This window comes from Streptomyces atratus (assembly GCF_040655115.1).
In the GTDB taxonomy this organism is placed as follows: Bacteria; Actinomycetota; Actinomycetes; order Streptomycetales; family Streptomycetaceae; genus Streptomyces; species Streptomyces atratus_D.
The window spans coordinates 1-15,655 of the sequence record NZ_JBFAJH010000026.1 but is presented as its reverse complement, the minus strand read 5'-3'; the positions used below and the strand labels follow the sequence as shown (position 1 = coordinate 15,655).

Below are 15,655 nucleotides of genomic sequence, written 5' to 3'. Positions count from 1 at the left end.
GCATTGACAGGCAACAGGGTGATCCACGACCTCTTCGATGTGGAAGGCAAGGTCGTCCTCGTGACCGGCGGCAGTCGCGGCATCGGTCTGGCGATCGCCACAGGATTCGTCAAGGCCGGTGGGCGCGTCTACATCTGTTCGCGGAAGGCCGGAGCCTGCGCCCTGGCGGCCAAGGAGCTGTCGCAGTGCGGCGAGTGCCACTCCCTGCCCTCGTCTCAGGCCGCACAAATCATCCAGCAGGATTTCGCTGTCTGAGCTCCGGGTTTCGCTGGGCGGCTGGAGTACTAACTAGGTGTTCTGTCCATGGAGGTTGGTGACAGCGATCACGGTCGGGTGATCTCTGTCACCAACCTCCATGGACAGAACACCTAGTGCCCCTCCCGGCAAGCTTTGCCCCGTCACGGCACTAGTTCCTGATGACCTCTGGGAGCGCATAGCTCCGCTTCTTCCTACTCGGCCGACTCGACGCCATCGGCACCCCGGGCGGCTGCCGGTATCGGACCGCGTGGCACTGACCGGCATCGTCTACGTGTTACGCAAGGGAGTCGCCTGGCGAGACGTGCCCGAAAGGTCGTGGGCTGTTCGGGGGTGACAGCCTGGCGACGTCTGCGGGACTGGGCCGAGGCCGGCGTCTGGCTTCGCCTGCACGAGGTACTGCTCACCGAGCTGAGGGTCAACGGCCGCCTGGACATGGATGATTGCGCGGCCGACGGCTCCCACGTCAGGGCACTGAAAGGGGGATCATGTGGGCCCCGCGCCCGTCGACCGCGCACGTCCAAGCTCCAAGCTCCAAGCTCCAAGCACCACGTGATCGTGGACCGGCACGGCACCCCACTGGCCGTGCCGCTCACCGGCGGAAACCACCAAGACGTCACACAGTCACCGCGGAGTACGACCGGTGGTTCGACACGGACGGGGTGCAGGCGCGCGGCCGGCTGAACGTTCTGGAGCTCGACGCGACCGGGCGTCTCGTCGTGGTCGAGCTGAGGCGCGGAACGGCCGACCGGGACGTGCACCTCCAGGCGATCACCTACACCGCTCTGGTGTCCCGGTTCGACCTCGGCACCCTGGCCCAGGCGCACCTCGACTTCCTGTCGCGCAGGGGGCAGGACCTCGACATCGACGCGTGCAAGCAGCGCCTGCTCGACCACGTGGACGGGGGGGTGGAGCCCGGAGCTGCTCCAGCGCCCCCGGCAAGTGATCACCGCCGCCGACTTCCCCAAGCAGGTCACCTACTCCGTGGCCCGGCTGTCTGAGACGAGCCTCGACACCGACCTCATCCAGATGGGTCCGTGGAAGGTGGAAGTGCACCTCGTCGCCTGCTGCATAGGCGACCGAGTGAGCCGCTGAGGTGTCCGCACGGCAAGGAAAGCGGCCGGCGTCCGGTGCCGCCCGGGTCAGCCCGACTTCGGCGGCTTCTGCGCGTCGAAGGCGAAGAGAGTGTTCTTGGCCGCGGCCACGATCACCGCACGCCCCGCAACGGTCACGCGCGGGCTTGCGCCCTGCTCGCCCGTCAAACCATCGGCCTGCGGGTCTGTTGTCCACAGGGGTTTGCCATCGTACGGCGACAGCGCGACCACCCGGCCGGTGGCCGAGCTGAAATACAGCGCGCCGGCTCCCGCAACGGGACCCGACGCACCCTCCACGCTTGTCTGCCGCGACCACTTCTTCCAGCCGGTCGCGGGGTCGAGCGCTGTGACGAGACCGGTCTGTCCGCTCACGTAGACGGTGCCGTCCGCCATGCCGGGCGTCCCCGCGTATGTCTTGGCCAGTCGGGAGTACATGACCTTCCGCGAGGCCGGGTCGACGCGCGCCACCCCCTCGTAGCCGGCCAGCGCCGCTCCCTCCCTGTGTCCCTGAAGGAGTACGAGCCTGCCGTTGGCGACACCCATCGGCACGGCGGGGCCGTCAACCGCGATGGGCCTGCCCAGTGTCCCCGAGGCGCGGTCGACCGTGTACAGGGTGGGGTGGCGCACCTCTACGGCATCCACCTCCGCATCCGTCGCGCACATCGCGAAGAACTGTGGGCCCACCGGGACGGGAGCGCACTGCGTACCCGCGGGGAACGACGTCGTCCAGGTGACCTCGCCGCTGTGCGCGTCCCGGGCCTCGAAGCGGGAGTTGGAAGCGTCGACCGTCACGACGGCGGAGCCGACCACAATGGCGTCCTGAGTCCGACCCGTGACGGCCGTCGACTGGGCACCGGACGGCACGGACCACAGCTCCCGGCCGTTGTTCGCGTCGATGGCCACCACCTCGCTGGGAGGGTCCTGCGGGGCGTCCTGGGCGGCGAAGCGGTAACCGAGCACCGTGTCGTCGGTGGCGCCCACCAGGTGCATGCCCTGGACGGGGACGCCCGGGCTCTTCGCCGTCCACACCCGCGAGCCGTCCAGGGTCCTGATACGGGTCGCGACAACACCGCCGCCCCCGCAGAACAGCGCGTCGCCGCGCGCGACGCAACGCAGCTCGTCGGGGATGTCCTCGCGACCGCCCTGCACGGTCTTGCGCCACGGCCTGAAGCCGTCCGGAAGTGCGGCACCCGGCACCGCAATGCTGTTGCCCTTGTCGCCGCCGCTGTTCCCACCAAAGCCGCCCGCCTTCAGTGCGGCGACTCCCCCGCCGATCGCTGCCACCGCGACCGCGGCCGCGAGCACAGGACGCCATCGGCGACGCAGACGGCGGCCGATGGGGGTGCCGGTGCTCCCTGTATCGGGACCGGCCGGGGCGGTGGTCGGGGCAGTCTGCGCCGGGGTGGCCCGCGTCGCGAAGTGATGCTGGGTGATCATGTCGCGCGTGCAGCCCGCGCCAACCCCGTTCGCGTCGGTCCCACCGAGGTCGGTCGGCAGGTCCCGCAGCAGCACGAGGAGTTCGTCCGCCGAGGGGCGCCCCTCGGGCTCCTTGTCCAGGCACGACTCGACGACCGCGCGCAAAGCCACCGGGACGGCACCCAGCGACGGCTCCTCGTGCACCACCTGATACGCCGTCATGTATGGGCTGTCCGCGTCGAAGGGCCCGTGGCCCGTCGCTGAGTACACCAGCAGCGTCCCCAGCGAGAAGACATCGGACCGCGGCCCCACACCACGCGGCGCCTGCAATTGCTCCGGCGACATGAAGGGCGGCGTACCGATGACCCGCCCTGTCATCGTCAGCGTCTGCTGGTCCATGGCGCGCGAAATGCCGAAGTCGATGACGCGCGGGCCCTCGGGCGAGAGCACGACGTTCGAGGGCTTCAGGTCACGGTGGACGACCCCCACCCGGTGGATGTCGCGCAGCGCCTCCGCCAGCCCGATGGCGAGCCTCCTCAGCTCCGCTCCGTTCAGCGGGCCCTTCGTGGCGATGCGTTGGGCGAGCGTGTGCCCCTCGATATAGGTCGTCGCCATCCACGGCTGCTCGGCCTCAGGGGCAGCGTCGACCACGGCGGCGGTGAACGCGCCGCTCACCCGCCTCGCCGCCGCCACCTCCTGCCGGAAACGGATGCGGAACTCGTCGTCCCCCGCGAACTGTTGATGGATCAGTTTGATCGCGACAGGTCGCCCCGAACTCGTACGGGCCAGAAAGACCGTGCCCATACCACCCGAGCCGAGCCGCGCCTCAAGCGGATAGCCGCCGATCTCGGCTGGATCGCCTCCGCGCAGCGACACTCTTCCCGACCTCCCGTCCCCCGTGCACCTCTGCCACCACGGGCCCGCGTACCTGTCCTGCACACAAACTAGCCGCAGGGCCATACCGCAGAGCAAAGCGGGTGACGATCAGCGAGCCCAGGGCTGCTCCCGTGCCGCACACGACGACACCCCGCCAAGAGCATGGCGGGGCGTCGTCGTGTCGTAGAACACCGCACGGTGCGGCCCATCGCCACACACAGACCCCGTCGGCACAAGCCGACGGGGTTCGTGACCTTTCACACGCGTTGAGCCGAGTTGGGTTGACGGGGAACGGCTTACACCGCGCGCATGACGGTCAGCGTCATGCTGTTGTTCTGGTAGGACACCCGGAACAGGTAACCGCCCACATTCAGGACCCGGTTCTCCGGCAGCGCGTGGAAGGCGCCCTTGATCGAGCTACCGCTCATGATCGTGAACACGGTGCCCGGGGTCAGCTTGCCCCGCACGTCCAGGTCCAGCTCACCGTCCAGCACAAGGTTTCCCGCCGCCCGGACGCTCGTGTAGTCCCGGTCGCCGGAGATCGTGACGGCAACGCGGCCCTGCTCGCCGATGGTCGCGTTCCCGCCGACGTTCAGGACATTGCCCGCGGCGCCGGAAGCGCCGGTGTTCTGCGCGGCCTCGTCGGCCGTGACACCGGGCCGCAGCACGCCGCCGCTGACGTTGATGCTGTCCCCCACGGTGCCGCTGCCGCCGAGCGTTCCGCCGCGCACGTCGATAGCGCTCGCGTGCGAGCCGACGACCGAGAGTTTGCCGTCGAGGACGGTGCTCGTCCCGTGCCAGGTCTCGCTGCCGGTGAGGAACAGGGTGCCGGCGCCACGCTTCGTGAGGCTGCCCTCGTAGGCGCGGGCCTCGCGGGTCTGCTCACGGCGGACCCCGATGGCGTAGTCCGACTTGTCGGCGTCGCTCGCGTCGGCCGGCAGGCCCTCGGTCCAGCCCTTGGCGGCCTTGGTCGCCGTCCAGGCGGCCGCCTCGGCGGCGTCCTCCTGCCGGCGGGCCCGGATCGCGACGTCCGAGATGTCGTTCGACCACACGTCGTCGCGCCCCTGCGTGTCGACGACGAACGGCCCCAGGAACTGGCCCGGGCCATTCATGGCCTCCCGCAGGCTGACCGTGCCCCAGCCGTTGCGGCTGTCCGGCACCTGCACGATCTGGCCGCCGGTGGGGTTCAGCACGGCGTTGCCCGCCGCGTCACTGATCGTGTTGTTCTGCCGGCCGGTGGTGAACATCGTGTAGAGCGCCTGCTCGTTGGTCATGTAAGGGAAGCGCTGCATGATCAACGACAGTGCGGCCGCCGAGTGCGGGCCGGCCATCGACGTCCCCGACGAACTGCCGTAACGGGGCTCGGGCACGCCGTTGACGACCGACACGGTCGTGCTGTTGATACTGTTGGCCGGCGCCGTCACGCAGGACCACTTCGCGACGCCGCACTGATTGAACGTCTGCTGGCCGGGGACCCGGACGGAGCCGTCAGGGTTGAACGTGCGCCCCTGGGTGGGGTTGATCCCCGACGTCGTGTACCAACTGCCCTCCAGCTCGGGCATGAAGTACGGCGCGGCGCCTCGCGGCGACGGGTTCACGTAGCCGCTGTTGCCGGCGGTGAACTGGATGACCGTGCCGGTACGCGCGGCCTCGATGGCACCGTTCAGCCAGCGGGCGGCGCTGCCGTTCGCGTCGACGACGCCGTCCGGAGTGGACCAGAGGCGCCATGCCGTGTTCAGACCGAAACCCGCCGGGCTGCCGGGCGGCGTGTCATACGTGTTGTAGTTTTCCGTATTGGGCTGGCTACCCCAACTGCTGGTGATGATCCTGACGGGCTCGCCGTTCGCCGTCTTGGCGGAGTTCACGGCCCGGTAGACATTGCCGATGTAGGCGTCGTCCGGCGTCTGCGCGGCGGTCGCGTTCGCCGGCAGGAGACCGTAGAGCACACCGTCCTTCTTGCCGGTGTTGCCCATGTACACGTTGCTGTTGAACGCGACGCCGTGCATGTTGGCATCCGGCCCGGCCGGTTGCGTCTCGCCGACGCCGTCGCGGCTCGCACCGATGGTCCCGCTGACGTGGGTGCCGTGGCTGTCGTTGAGCGCCGGGTTGTAGAACCCCGGCGTGGGGCCCGTCTGGCCGCCCTGGGCCTCCACTGAGAAGTAGCGGTCCCCGACCGCGTAGTTCGTGTCCAGGCTTCCGTGCTCCCGGACGTGCCCGGCGAAGACGCCCGAGTCGACGACGCCGATGTTCATCCCGGTGCCGGAGTAGCCGGCAGAGTAGGCGAATTCGGCTCCCATCGACACCAGGCCGGCGTCCCGGTTGAACTCAGGGGTACGCCAGCTCGCCGCGTCGTCGAGCCGGCCGGGATCTCCCTCGTAGGTCTTGATCGGCGGTGGCACGGGCACCTGCCCCATCGCCGGCTGCGCGGCGACTCCGAGCACCACCATCGGTATCAGCGCTGCTATCAGCGCCGGCTTCACGCGTTTTGTGTTCGACACTCCGAGCCCCTCCAAGATCGATTGCGCCGGATGCTATTCCTGCTTCCGGAACTGATCAAGGTGTCGGCGGAAGCGCTGTCTATCTACGTTGGACGTAAGCACCAGAGGCCGGGCGATCCGTGACGTGGCAGCGCTGGCGGACGTGCCATGGACGGTGCGTGCCCGGCAGGCCGCCGGTTACCGGCACCGCTGGCCAGGAACAGGACGGCCGTGACGAGCAGCCAGCGTGTGAGGAACGGCCGTTGGTCCTGCCCGGACGCGGCCAGAAAGGTCGGCCGACCCAACCGGAGGTTGCCCGGCAGGCAGACCAGGAACAGCAGCCCTGAGTCCAGTGCCGACACGCGGACGTGGTTCAGCGGCGCGGGACCCCATGCCGGCACCGCGGGAGCCCAGCACGCGCCGCGCCGCGGCCGGCCCGTAGATCGGGACCAGCATGAACCGCCCTGGGTTCGGTAGAGATCTCAGGCTGCAAGTCCGTCGGCGCCGGCGCGGCAGCTGCTGAAGTGCCTCACGCCGCGCCACCCGGCGCAGCTGGCGGCGTTCATCAATCTCCGGGCCCTCAAACCGGAGCACGAGCACTGGCGGCGCGGCACTTGCCGTCGGGGCCGCCCGCGTGGTGGGCCCGGTCGGGCGAGGAGGCGCTGGCCCATTCGGTGATGACGAGGCCATCACTTTTGTGTCATTCGACATCGACACCTGTCGAACGATGGACGTTTCACAGCGAGCACGACTGCGGAGCTTCGGGTCAACCCTCTTCCCTGCCTGAGAAAACATGGCAACAATCCGATCCGGCCTTGACTTATGTCGATCTACGTCACCGGGCTTCCGCTTTCATTCGGAACCGTGCCAGCATGCAGGCAACGCAGACCACCCCAACACAGAGGTCAAACGATATCGTTTCATCGCTTTAGTTTCGGTCACACCACGCGCTGAATGGACACCACCTGCCGGCCGGACAACCCGGCCGAGCACGGATACATCAAGTGGGGGCTCTACCGTCCCTCGGAGTCGATCGAGAACGGTGACATCCCCACGCGGATCGTCCAGCACGACGACATCCGCATTTTCGACCTGTCCTGACGTGGATCCGTGGATCCGTGATTCAGCAGACTCAACACACCCTTTGGAGTACAGATGACCCACTCTCGTTCCCTGAGCAGACGCCGGCTGCTCCAGGCCGGCAGCGCGCTCGGGCTGGCTACTACCGCCGGATCTCTTCTCGCCTCGCAAGCCGGCGCGTCACCCGCGGCGGCGGCAACGACGAAGGTGACGGACCTGGGGCCGGGTCTGGTCCAGTTCTCCCTGATGAGCGGCCTGCTGGTCGGCGACACCGTCTACATCGGCTCGCGCAACCTGAACCCCTCCAGCGTCGTCGGGTTCCATCTGCCGAGCCGGAAGGTGGTGTCGTACACGAACCTCGACGCTGGGCCCGAGCCCTCCATCCAGGCGTTGGCGGCGGACCCCACCGGGCGGTACCTGTACATCGGCGTTCTGGTCAAGTCCGACCATGGCAAGCCGAATCTCTACCGGTGGGACCTGACGACGCCGGACCAGCCCGCCGTGGCCATCGGCAGGACCGAGGACCGTGACATCCGTGATCTGGCGGTCGCCCCCGACGGCACGGTCTTCGCCGTGGGCGGGGTCCCGGACAAGCCGCCCGTCCTGTGGCAGTACGACCCCGCCACCGGTGCTGTGAGCAATCTGGGCGCCCCCGACCCGAAGGCAACGCTGGCCAGGGCGGTCGCGGCCACGGACACCACCGTCTTCTTCGGAGCGGGCAGCGTCCTCGCCGGCGGGAGCGGCGCGAGCAGGGCGTCTCTGTTCGCCTTCGACCGGAAGAGCCGCGAGTTCACCTCGATCGTGCCCAAGGAGATGGAGAAGGACCCCAGCCTGCGGGAACTCGCCGTCCAGGACGGGAAGCTGATCGTCGGCACGTCGGGCGGGGTCGATCCCGCGAAGCTCGCCGTGATCGACCTGGCGGACTTCTCCTCGTACACGCTGGTGGCCACCGAGGGCAAGGTCATCAAGATGTTCGCCTCCGACGCCGAGCGGATCTACTTCGCCTCCGAATCGGGAGTGGAGGCCTACTCGAAGGCCGACAAGACGATCTCCCGCGTGGAATTCACCGGGCCCGACCTCGGTGAGATCTGGGGCGTGGACCACATCGACGGAAAGCTCGCGGTCGTCTCGGGTTATGGTTTCGTCGCCGAGATCGATGTGGCGGCCCGTACGTCGGTGGTCACCGACCTGCACGACGCGGGAGCGAAGGCGGGTCCGCAGGCGGGCATGGGGATCGCCGCCGGCCACGGCTATGTGTACCTGGGCGGCAACGGTGCCATCTCCCGGCGCAATCTGAAGTCCGGCGAGGTCGTCAACCTGCAGGCACCCGGCGAGGCCAAGGACGCCGAAGTGATCGAGGGCGTCCTGTACACCGGCCAGTACAACTCGCAGGGCATCTGGCGGTACGACCCCTCCCGGCGGCGGCAGCCGGAGCAGGCCGCGAAGTTCCCCAGCGAGCAGAACCGCCCGCTGGACGTCTCGTGGGACCCGGACAACAAGCTGCTCCTCGTCGGTGTGCAGTCCGACACCGAGGGCGGCGGCGCCCTGTGGACCTACTCCCCCAGGACCGGGGCGTCGGCCGCCTACCCCAATCCGATCGACGACGTCCAGCTCGTCCGGGCCGTGGCCAACCGGGACGGTGTCGCCTACCTGGGCGGCGACAACGCCTCGAAGGAGGGGCCGCGCGCCACGGTCGTCGCCGTCGATCCGGTCACCGGAAAGGAGCAGTGGCGCGTCGACACGAAGCAGTCGGCGGGCGTGGCGGCCTTGGCGGTGCAGGGCCGGAACCTCTACGGACTCACCACGAAGGGCGGTCTGTTCGTCGTCGACCGGCGGACGCGGAAGGTGGTGCACACCTCGGACGTCAGCAGTGTCAGCAAGGGCTTCGCCGCCATGGTCACCAACCGGGGCATGGTGTACGGCGTCTCGGACACGACCCTCTTCCGTTTCCACCCGGAGACGTTCGCCGTCAGCACGGTCGTCGCCGACATCAACGGGGCCTGGTACAGCGGCCCGCATGTCAACGTGCACGGGGGCTTGCTCTATACGCTCCGCGGCGGCAACCTCGTCGCGGTCGACGACAGGCCGTCGCACTGACCCGGCCAGGAGGTCGCTGTTCCCCGGATCCACTGGTCCCGGCCAACGTTGACTTTTGATTGATATCTTTCGGTTGTCGAGTGAAAGGCGATGGTTCACTCGTTACCGAGAGGGGACTGAAGGTGTTGGCTGACGAACGGCGGGAGGCGATCCTGCGTGCGGTGGAGCGCCAGGGTTCGATCACTGTGAAGGCGCTGGCCGAGGAGATGGGAGTCTCCGCCGTGACCCTGCGCCAGGACGTGCGGGAGCTGGCCGGCCGGGGTCTGCTGACCCGGGTGCACGGTGGCGCCAGGGCCCTGGCCCCGGACGCTGCCGCGCCCACACGCGTTCCCGCCGAGTTCCCGGCCTCCGCTCCGGTGCCCGCCGCGGACAAGGAGAAGTACGCCGTCGGGCTGGTGGTGCCGCCGGGCGGCTACTACTACGCGGAGGTGATCCGCGGTGTCCAGAAGGCGGCCCGCGCGCTCGGTGTCCGTGTCGTGCTGGCCGTCTCCGGGGAGTCGCTGGCGGAGAACCAGGAGCAGGTCCGCCAGCTCATGGCCGACGGGGTCAACAGCCTGCTGCTGATGCTGCACCCGGGCCTGCGCCCGCTGGACGAGACCGAGGAGTGGCTGAGCACTCTGGAGGTGCCGGCCGTGCTGGTGGAGCGCAGGGCGGGGATTCGGGCCGGCAGGCTGGAGCAGGTGGCTTCCGACCATGCCTACGGCGCGGCCCTCGCCGTACGTCACCTCGCCTCGCTCGGGTACGACCAAGTGGCCTTGGTCGCCAGGGTCGAGAGTCCCAACACAGCTCTGCTCAGTGTCGGTTACGCCGACGCCGTGAAGGCCATGGGGCTGAGGCCCGGGCCGGAGTACCGCATCGTCACCAACGGTGATGCGGCTCCGGCCGACGCGCGTTTCGACGAGGTGGTCCGGGCCGTAAAGGCGGGCAAGGTCCGGGCGGCGCTGGTGCACAACGACATCGATGCCATTGCCCTCGTCGGCATCCTGCGCGCTCGGGGGCTGCGGGTGCCGGAGGACCTGGCCCTGGTCACGTACGACGACGAGGTCGCCGAGATGAGCGAGGTGCCGCTCACCGCGGTGGCCCCTCCCAAGCAGGCGGTGGGCTCGTGGGCGCTCGACCTGGCGGTACGTCGGCTGTCCGACCCTGCCTCGCCGCTGGCGGAGATTCTGCTCCGCCCGGAACTGCGGGTTCGCGCGTCCTGTGGTGCCGACCGGCGGACGGATGCGTAGCCATGCGATGACATTTACTGTCGTTTGAAAAAGATCGAAAGTGAATGCATTGACTCGCTGTCGTACGTAACGAATGATTGCGGTGACACCCAAGCAAACGATCGGTGGCACATCATGTTTCGTAGACGGCTGACAGCGCTGGTCTGCTCCGTCGCAGCAATCGGCCTGCTCGCCACGGGATGTGGAGACTCGGACAGCGGGACATCCACGGCGGAGAGGGGCACCGGGAAGGTCACCTTCTGGTCCTTCGTCAAGGGCTCCCAAGAGGTAGCGAAAGCATTCAACCGGACCCACCCCGACATCAAGGTGACGTTCGAGGCGGTGCCCTCGGGCCAGGAGTACTACTCCAAACTCACGAACGCAGTGAAGGCCGGCACCGTCCCGGATGTCGCGGTGGTCGAGTACCCGCAGCTGCCGGAGTTCGCCACTCAGGGCAAGCTGGAGACACTGAGCGCATCGCTCGGGCCCCTGGTCAAGGACCACTTCCCGAAGTCCGTACGGCAGTTGGTCGAGCTGGGAGGCCAGACGTGGGGTATTCCCCGCGACGCCGCGCCACTGATGCTGTACTACCGGAACGACTTCTTCAAGAGCCACAAGATCAGCGTCCCCAGGACGTGGGACGAGTACCGGAGCATGACCGGTCAGGTGAAGAAGGCGGACCCAAAGGCCCGGGGCGGGGTGCTGTACACCGACAACCCGGGACTGCTGACCGCCCTCTCCTGGCAGGCCGGATCCCAGTGGTTCGGTACGGAGAAGGACTCCTGGAAGGTGTCGCTGACCGACGCTCCCGCCCGGAAGGTTGCCGACTACTGGGGTGACCTTGCCCGGGAGGACCTCGTCCACTCGCTCAGCTCGCTCGACCCGTTCTGGACGAGCGTGCAGCAGAACCGGACCGTCGCCTACGTATGTGCGAGCTGGTGCGCGGGAGCCCAGCAGGCGACCGTCGCCGACCAGAAGGGCAAGTGGTCGGTGGCCCCGGTCCCGACCTGGGACGCCAAGCCCGCCTCCGCCATGTATGGCGGCTCCTCCTTCGTCATCCCGAAGGGCGCCAAGAACAGCGCGGCCGCCGCTGAGTTCATCAAGTGGATCACCACCGACCCCGAAGGCATGAAGGCGTGGGTCTCCTCCGGCACCAGCAGCATGTTCCCCGCCGATCCCCGTCTCGTGCCGGTCACCAAGGCCGCCTTCCTCACCGACTACTACGGCGGCCAGGACGTGTACGCCGTGGGCAGCACGTCCTACGCAGCGGTCCGGCCCGGCTGGACGTGGGGTCCCGTCATGGGGACCACCAACACGGCCATCGTCGACCAGCTCCCGAAGGTCGCCCAGGGCAAGGTGAAGCTCTTCGACGTTCTCACCAGTGCCCAGCAGGCCACCGTGAAGGACATGGAGCGTCGCGGGATGAAGGTCGCCCCGTAGTACGCGACCCCTGGTGGGCCGATGCCCGCCCCGCCGGTCGAGGCCGGCATCGGCTCCCGCCCCGAAGCTTCCCGCTCCCATCGAGAAAGGCCCGGTATGACAACTCCGTCAGCCCGCGCCCAGCGCCGTACCGCCGCGCTGCTCCTGGCACCGTTCTTCATCCTCTTCACCGCCGTCACACTCGCCCCACTGGTCTACGCCGGCTGGATGAGTCTGTTCACCACCCACACCTCCGGCCTCGGCTTCGGCGGTACGGAAGAGGTCTTCGCCGGACTGGACAACTACGTACACGCGTTGTCGGACCCGGCGTTCCGTGGCGGCTTCATCACCATCGCCGCGTACGTCGCGATCTACATCCCCGTGATGATCGGCGGCGCACTCGTCCTCGCCCTGCTGCTGGATACCGCGCTGGCCAAGGCGCGGGCCTTCTTCCAGCTGGCTCTGTTCCTCCCGCACGCGGTGCCCGGTCTGATCGCGGCACTCATCTGGGTCTATCTCTACACGCCCGGGCTGAGCCCGGTGATCGACTTCCTGAGCGCCGGCGGTCTCGACATCGACTTCCTGTCGGCGGACAACGCGGTCTTCTCCGCGGCGAACATCGCCGTCTGGGAGTGGATCGGGTACAACATGGTCATCCTCTACGCCGCCCTCCAGGCGGTGCCGGCCAAGGCCCTGGACGCGGCAAAGATCGACGGTGCAGGTGGTATCCGTACCGCCTTGTCGATCAAGGTGCCGATGATCCGTCCGGCCATCGCGCTGGCCGTGCTGTTCACCGTGATCGGATCGGTCCAGCTCTTCACGGAGCCGAAGGTCATCTACAGCGCGTCGAGTTCGATCGGCAGCAGCTGGACGCCCAACATGTTCGTCCAGACCGCCGCCTTCACCCACAACGACTTCGGTCTGGCAGCAGCGGCCTCGCTACTCATAGCGCTGTTCGCCGCGGTGCTGTCATTCCTCGTCACCCGCTTTTCGCGCAGCAGGAGCAAGCCGTGACCAAGACCATCACACGCGTTGCCCCCGTCGGCACCCGTCCGGATCCGGAGCGGACGGACACGGGCACGCCGGCCCGGCGGGGCCCCGGGAACCGTCCATCGGTCCTGCTGTCCAAGGCCGGTGTGACCGCGATGCTGGGGCTCGCCGCCCTCTACACCCTTCTGCCGATGCTCTGGCTGGTGCTGTCGTCCACCAAGAGCCGCGAGGACCTCTTCGCCACGAACGGCTTCGCATCGGGCAAGGACTTCGCGCTCGTCGACAACCTCAGGTACCTGTTCGAGGTCGACGACGGGATCTTCCTGCGCTGGCTGCTCAACACGATCCTGTACGCCGGTGTCGGCTCGCTGCTGGCGACGGTGTTCAGCGTGGCCGCCGGGTATGCGTTCGACAAACTGAACTTCCCCGGCAAGGAGAAGCTCTTCTCCTTCGTTCTGCTGGGCGTGATGGTGCCCGGAACGGCGATGGCGATACCGCTCTACCTGCTCGCGGCCAAGGCCGGTCTGGTGAACACCTTCTGGGGTGTGTTCCTCCCCGGCCTCGTGTTCCCGTTCGGGGTGTACCTGGCCCGGGTGTTCAGTGCCTCGTACATCCCCAACGAGGTCCTCGAGGCCGCCCGTGTGGACGCGGCAGGCGAGTTCGGGACCTTCTGCAGGATCGCCCTGCCCATGATCGCGCCGGGCTTCGTGACCATCTTTCTTTTCCAGTTCACCCAGATCTGGAACAGCTTCTTCCTGCCCTTGGTGATGCTGTCCGGCAAGGACCTCTTCCCGGTCAACCTCGGTCTGTACGTCTGGTACTCCTCCGCGCTCTCCCAGGGGCACCCGCAGGACTACCTCCTGGCCATCGTCGGATCGCTGGTGTCCGTGGTCCCGCTGGTCGTCCTTTTCCTGATGCTCCAGCGGTTCTGGAAGTCCGGCATGACAGCCGGCGCCGTCAAGTAGGCCGTCGTCCTGAGGATCCCCATGTCATCCACTCCGCCCCGCCCGCGCGCCCTGTTCGCGATGGGCCGCCGGCACCGCGACGCCCTGTTCCCGTCGGCCGCGGTCGACCGGCTGACCCGTCTCGTCGACATCGACCCGCATGTCGTCGCCGAGGACTTCGACCCCGTTCCGCACCTGGCAGCTGTCGAAATCCTGATCACGTCCTGGGGATGCCCCCCGCTCGACGACGCCGTGCTGACGCGCATGCCCGCGCTGAAGGCAGTCGTGCACGCAGCGGGGAGTGTCAAGCACCATGTGACGGACGCCTGCTGGGACCGCGGCCTTCTCGTCTCCACCGCGGCCGCCGCGAACGCCGTACCCGTCGCCGAGTACACGGTCGCTGCCATCCTCTTCGCCAATAAGCGCGTCCTCGAAATCGGCGGGCTCTACCGCGAGCACCGAAACGCCCTGGACTGGACAGCGCGCTTCCCCGGCTTCGGCAACTACCGCCGGACGATCGGCCTGGTGGGCGCGTCACTGGTGGGACGCAGGGTGCTGGAGCTGCTCCGGCCCCACGACTTCGACATCCTGCTGGCCGATCCGCACCTCGACCCCGAGGCGGCCCGGTCGATGGGCGTTCGGCTCGTCGAACTCGATGAGCTGCTGGCCGCCTCCGACGTCGTCTCGCTGCACGCCCCCGCGCTGCCCGAGACCTACCACCTGCTGGATGCCCGCAGACTGTCGCTCCTGCGGGACGGTGCCACACTCGTCAACACGGGGCGTGGCTCCCTCATCGACACCGAGTCCCTCACCGCCGAGGCGTTGTCGGGACGCATCCACGCCGTCCTCGATGTCACCGAACCCGAAGTGCTGCCGGCGACCTCACCGCTCTACTCGCTGCCGAACGTGCTGCTGACCCCGCACATCGCCGGCTCACTCGGCGGTGAGCTCCTGCGCATCACCCGCAGTGCGCTGGACGAGGTCGAACGCTACTGCTCCGGGCGGGAGTTCGCCTATCCCGTGACCCGAGCGGCCCTGACCACTTCAGCCTGAGCACCCAGGGTGCTGCCCCACCGCCCCCGTTGCGCGACAGCGCCGATCACCGCGACCATCCTGCGTGTCAGAAACCCGGAGTGCCAGTATGTCCCAGACCGGCCGCCTGTCGGATGTTCTCGTCTTCACCCGCACCACGGCCTACCGCCACGACTCGATCCCTGCCGGGCAGGCGGCTCTGCGCGAGCTGGGCGAGGAGCACGGCTTCACCGTGGAGACCTCCGACGACCCCTCGGTCTTCACCGCCGCTTCCCTGGCGGGGCGCAGTGCGGTGGTCTTTCTGTCCACCAGCGGCGAGGTGCTCACCCCGGACGGACGGCTGGCGCTGCGGCGCTGGATCTCGGCGGGCGGCGGCTTCATGGGCGTTCATTCCGCCGCCTGCACCGAGTACGACTGGCCGTACTACGGGGAGTTGCTCGGCGCACGCTTCGCCGGCCACCCGGACTTCCAGCCCGGCACCGTGCTGGTCGAGGACCGGAGCCATCCGGCGATGTGCCATCTGCCGCCGCGGTGGGACTGGAACGATGAATGGTACGACTTCCGGAGCAACCCGCGACGCCCCGGTGTACGGGTCCTCGCCACCATCGACGAGACCGGTTACGAGGGAGGCGGCATGGGTGCCGATCACCCCCTGGTGTGGTGCAAGGAAGCCGGTGCCTGTCAATTCCGGTGAGACACGTCAGGCTGCGGGTTCTTCCTGATGCTCCTCCTTGGCGGGTTGGTTGATCCAGGCCGCCTTCGGGAGG

At 68.2% G+C, this 15,655-nt stretch carries 12 protein-coding genes and 1 pseudogene; 11 read left to right on the top strand and 2 right to left on the bottom strand.

Translation table 11 applies throughout. From position 1 onward, the window contains the following. Positions 1-3: 3 nt before the first annotated feature. The 3 genes and pseudogenes from AB0I23_RS24880 (at position 4) to AB0I23_RS24870 (ending at position 1,256) form a co-directional block, all read left to right on the top strand. Positions 4-255, top strand: a complete 252-nt coding sequence (locus AB0I23_RS24880) for an SDR family NAD(P)-dependent oxidoreductase (RefSeq protein WP_359112344.1) — start codon at positions 4-6, stop codon at positions 253-255. Positions 256-355: 100 nt separating this feature from the next. Beyond that, positions 356-879 (top strand): annotated as a pseudogene (locus tag AB0I23_RS24875) (IS5 family transposase); the annotation flags it as partial. A 38-nt stretch (positions 880-917) separates the two neighbouring features. Then, complete coding sequence (locus AB0I23_RS24870; protein WP_359112343.1) at positions 918-1,256, top strand: hypothetical protein; 339 nt, start codon at positions 918-920, stop codon at positions 1,254-1,256. A 141-nt stretch (positions 1,257-1,397) separates the two neighbouring features. Here the strand turns inward: AB0I23_RS24870 and AB0I23_RS24865 are convergent, their stop codons facing one another. Together AB0I23_RS24865 and AB0I23_RS24860 are read right to left on the bottom strand one after the other, a co-directional pair. Next, entirely contained in the window at positions 1,398-3,641 is a 2,244-nt protein-coding gene (locus AB0I23_RS24865) for a serine/threonine-protein kinase (RefSeq protein ID WP_359112341.1), read from the bottom strand. 296 nt (positions 3,642-3,937) lie between these two features. Beyond that, entirely contained in the window at positions 3,938-6,139 is a 2,202-nt protein-coding gene (locus AB0I23_RS24860; protein ID WP_359112340.1) for a S8 family serine peptidase, read from the bottom strand. A 933-nt stretch (positions 6,140-7,072) separates the two neighbouring features. Between AB0I23_RS24860 and AB0I23_RS24855 the strand changes: the two genes are divergently transcribed. The 8 genes from AB0I23_RS24855 to AB0I23_RS24820 all read left to right on the top strand — a co-directional run bounded on the left by AB0I23_RS24855 (position 7,073) and on the right by AB0I23_RS24820 (position 15,582). After that, positions 7,073-7,219, top strand: a complete 147-nt coding sequence (locus AB0I23_RS24855) for a hypothetical protein (RefSeq protein WP_359112339.1) — start codon at positions 7,073-7,075, stop codon at positions 7,217-7,219. Positions 7,220-7,273: 54 nt separating this feature from the next. After that, positions 7,274-9,295, top strand: coding sequence for an outer membrane protein assembly factor BamB family protein (locus AB0I23_RS24850; RefSeq protein ID WP_359112337.1), 2,022 nt, complete (start codon positions 7,274-7,276; stop codon positions 9,293-9,295). A 122-nt stretch (positions 9,296-9,417) separates the two neighbouring features. Continuing rightward, positions 9,418-10,524 (top strand): substrate-binding domain-containing protein, encoded by a 1,107-nt coding sequence (locus AB0I23_RS24845; RefSeq protein WP_359112334.1) that lies wholly within the window; start codon positions 9,418-9,420, stop codon positions 10,522-10,524. A 114-nt stretch (positions 10,525-10,638) separates the two neighbouring features. Then, positions 10,639-11,943 carry an ABC transporter substrate-binding protein gene (locus AB0I23_RS24840; RefSeq protein WP_359112332.1) on the top strand — a complete coding sequence of 435 codons (1,305 nt, stop codon included), beginning with the start codon at positions 10,639-10,641 and terminating at the stop codon, positions 11,941-11,943. Positions 11,944-12,039: 96 nt separating this feature from the next. Next, positions 12,040-12,936: a carbohydrate ABC transporter permease gene (locus tag AB0I23_RS24835; RefSeq protein WP_359112330.1), complete on the top strand. Its 897-nt coding sequence runs from the start codon at positions 12,040-12,042 to the stop codon at positions 12,934-12,936. After that, positions 12,933-13,877, top strand: coding sequence for a carbohydrate ABC transporter permease (locus tag AB0I23_RS24830; protein ID WP_436846992.1), 945 nt, complete (start codon positions 12,933-12,935; stop codon positions 13,875-13,877). Before AB0I23_RS24835 ends, AB0I23_RS24830 begins: the two co-directional genes overlap by 4 nt. Positions 13,878-13,898: 21 nt before the next feature. Next, positions 13,899-14,909 carry a hydroxyacid dehydrogenase gene (locus AB0I23_RS24825; protein ID WP_359112329.1) on the top strand — a complete coding sequence of 337 codons (1,011 nt, stop codon included), beginning with the start codon at positions 13,899-13,901 and terminating at the stop codon, positions 14,907-14,909. 88 nt (positions 14,910-14,997) lie between these two features. Continuing rightward, positions 14,998-15,582 carry a ThuA domain-containing protein gene (locus tag AB0I23_RS24820; RefSeq protein ID WP_359112327.1) on the top strand — a complete coding sequence of 195 codons (585 nt, stop codon included), beginning with the start codon at positions 14,998-15,000 and terminating at the stop codon, positions 15,580-15,582. Positions 15,583-15,655: the final 73 nt, after the last annotated feature.

What these genes read in the sequence shown, in the direction of transcription:
- AB0I23_RS24855 (WP_359112339.1), top strand. Translation starts at nt 7,073, where the DNA reads ATGGACACCACCTGCCGGCCGGACAACCCGGCCGAGCACGGATACATC.
- AB0I23_RS24850 (WP_359112337.1), top strand. Translation starts at nt 7,274, where the DNA reads ATGACCCACTCTCGTTCCCTGAGCAGACGCCGGCTGCTCCAGGCCGGC.
- AB0I23_RS24840 (WP_359112332.1), top strand. Translation starts at nt 10,639, where the DNA reads ATGTTTCGTAGACGGCTGACAGCGCTGGTCTGCTCCGTCGCAGCAATC.
- AB0I23_RS24835 (WP_359112330.1), top strand. Translation starts at nt 12,040, where the DNA reads ATGACAACTCCGTCAGCCCGCGCCCAGCGCCGTACCGCCGCGCTGCTC.
- AB0I23_RS24825 (WP_359112329.1), top strand. Translation starts at nt 13,899, where the DNA reads ATGTCATCCACTCCGCCCCGCCCGCGCGCCCTGTTCGCGATGGGCCGC.
- AB0I23_RS24820 (WP_359112327.1), top strand. Translation starts at nt 14,998, where the DNA reads ATGTCCCAGACCGGCCGCCTGTCGGATGTTCTCGTCTTCACCCGCACC.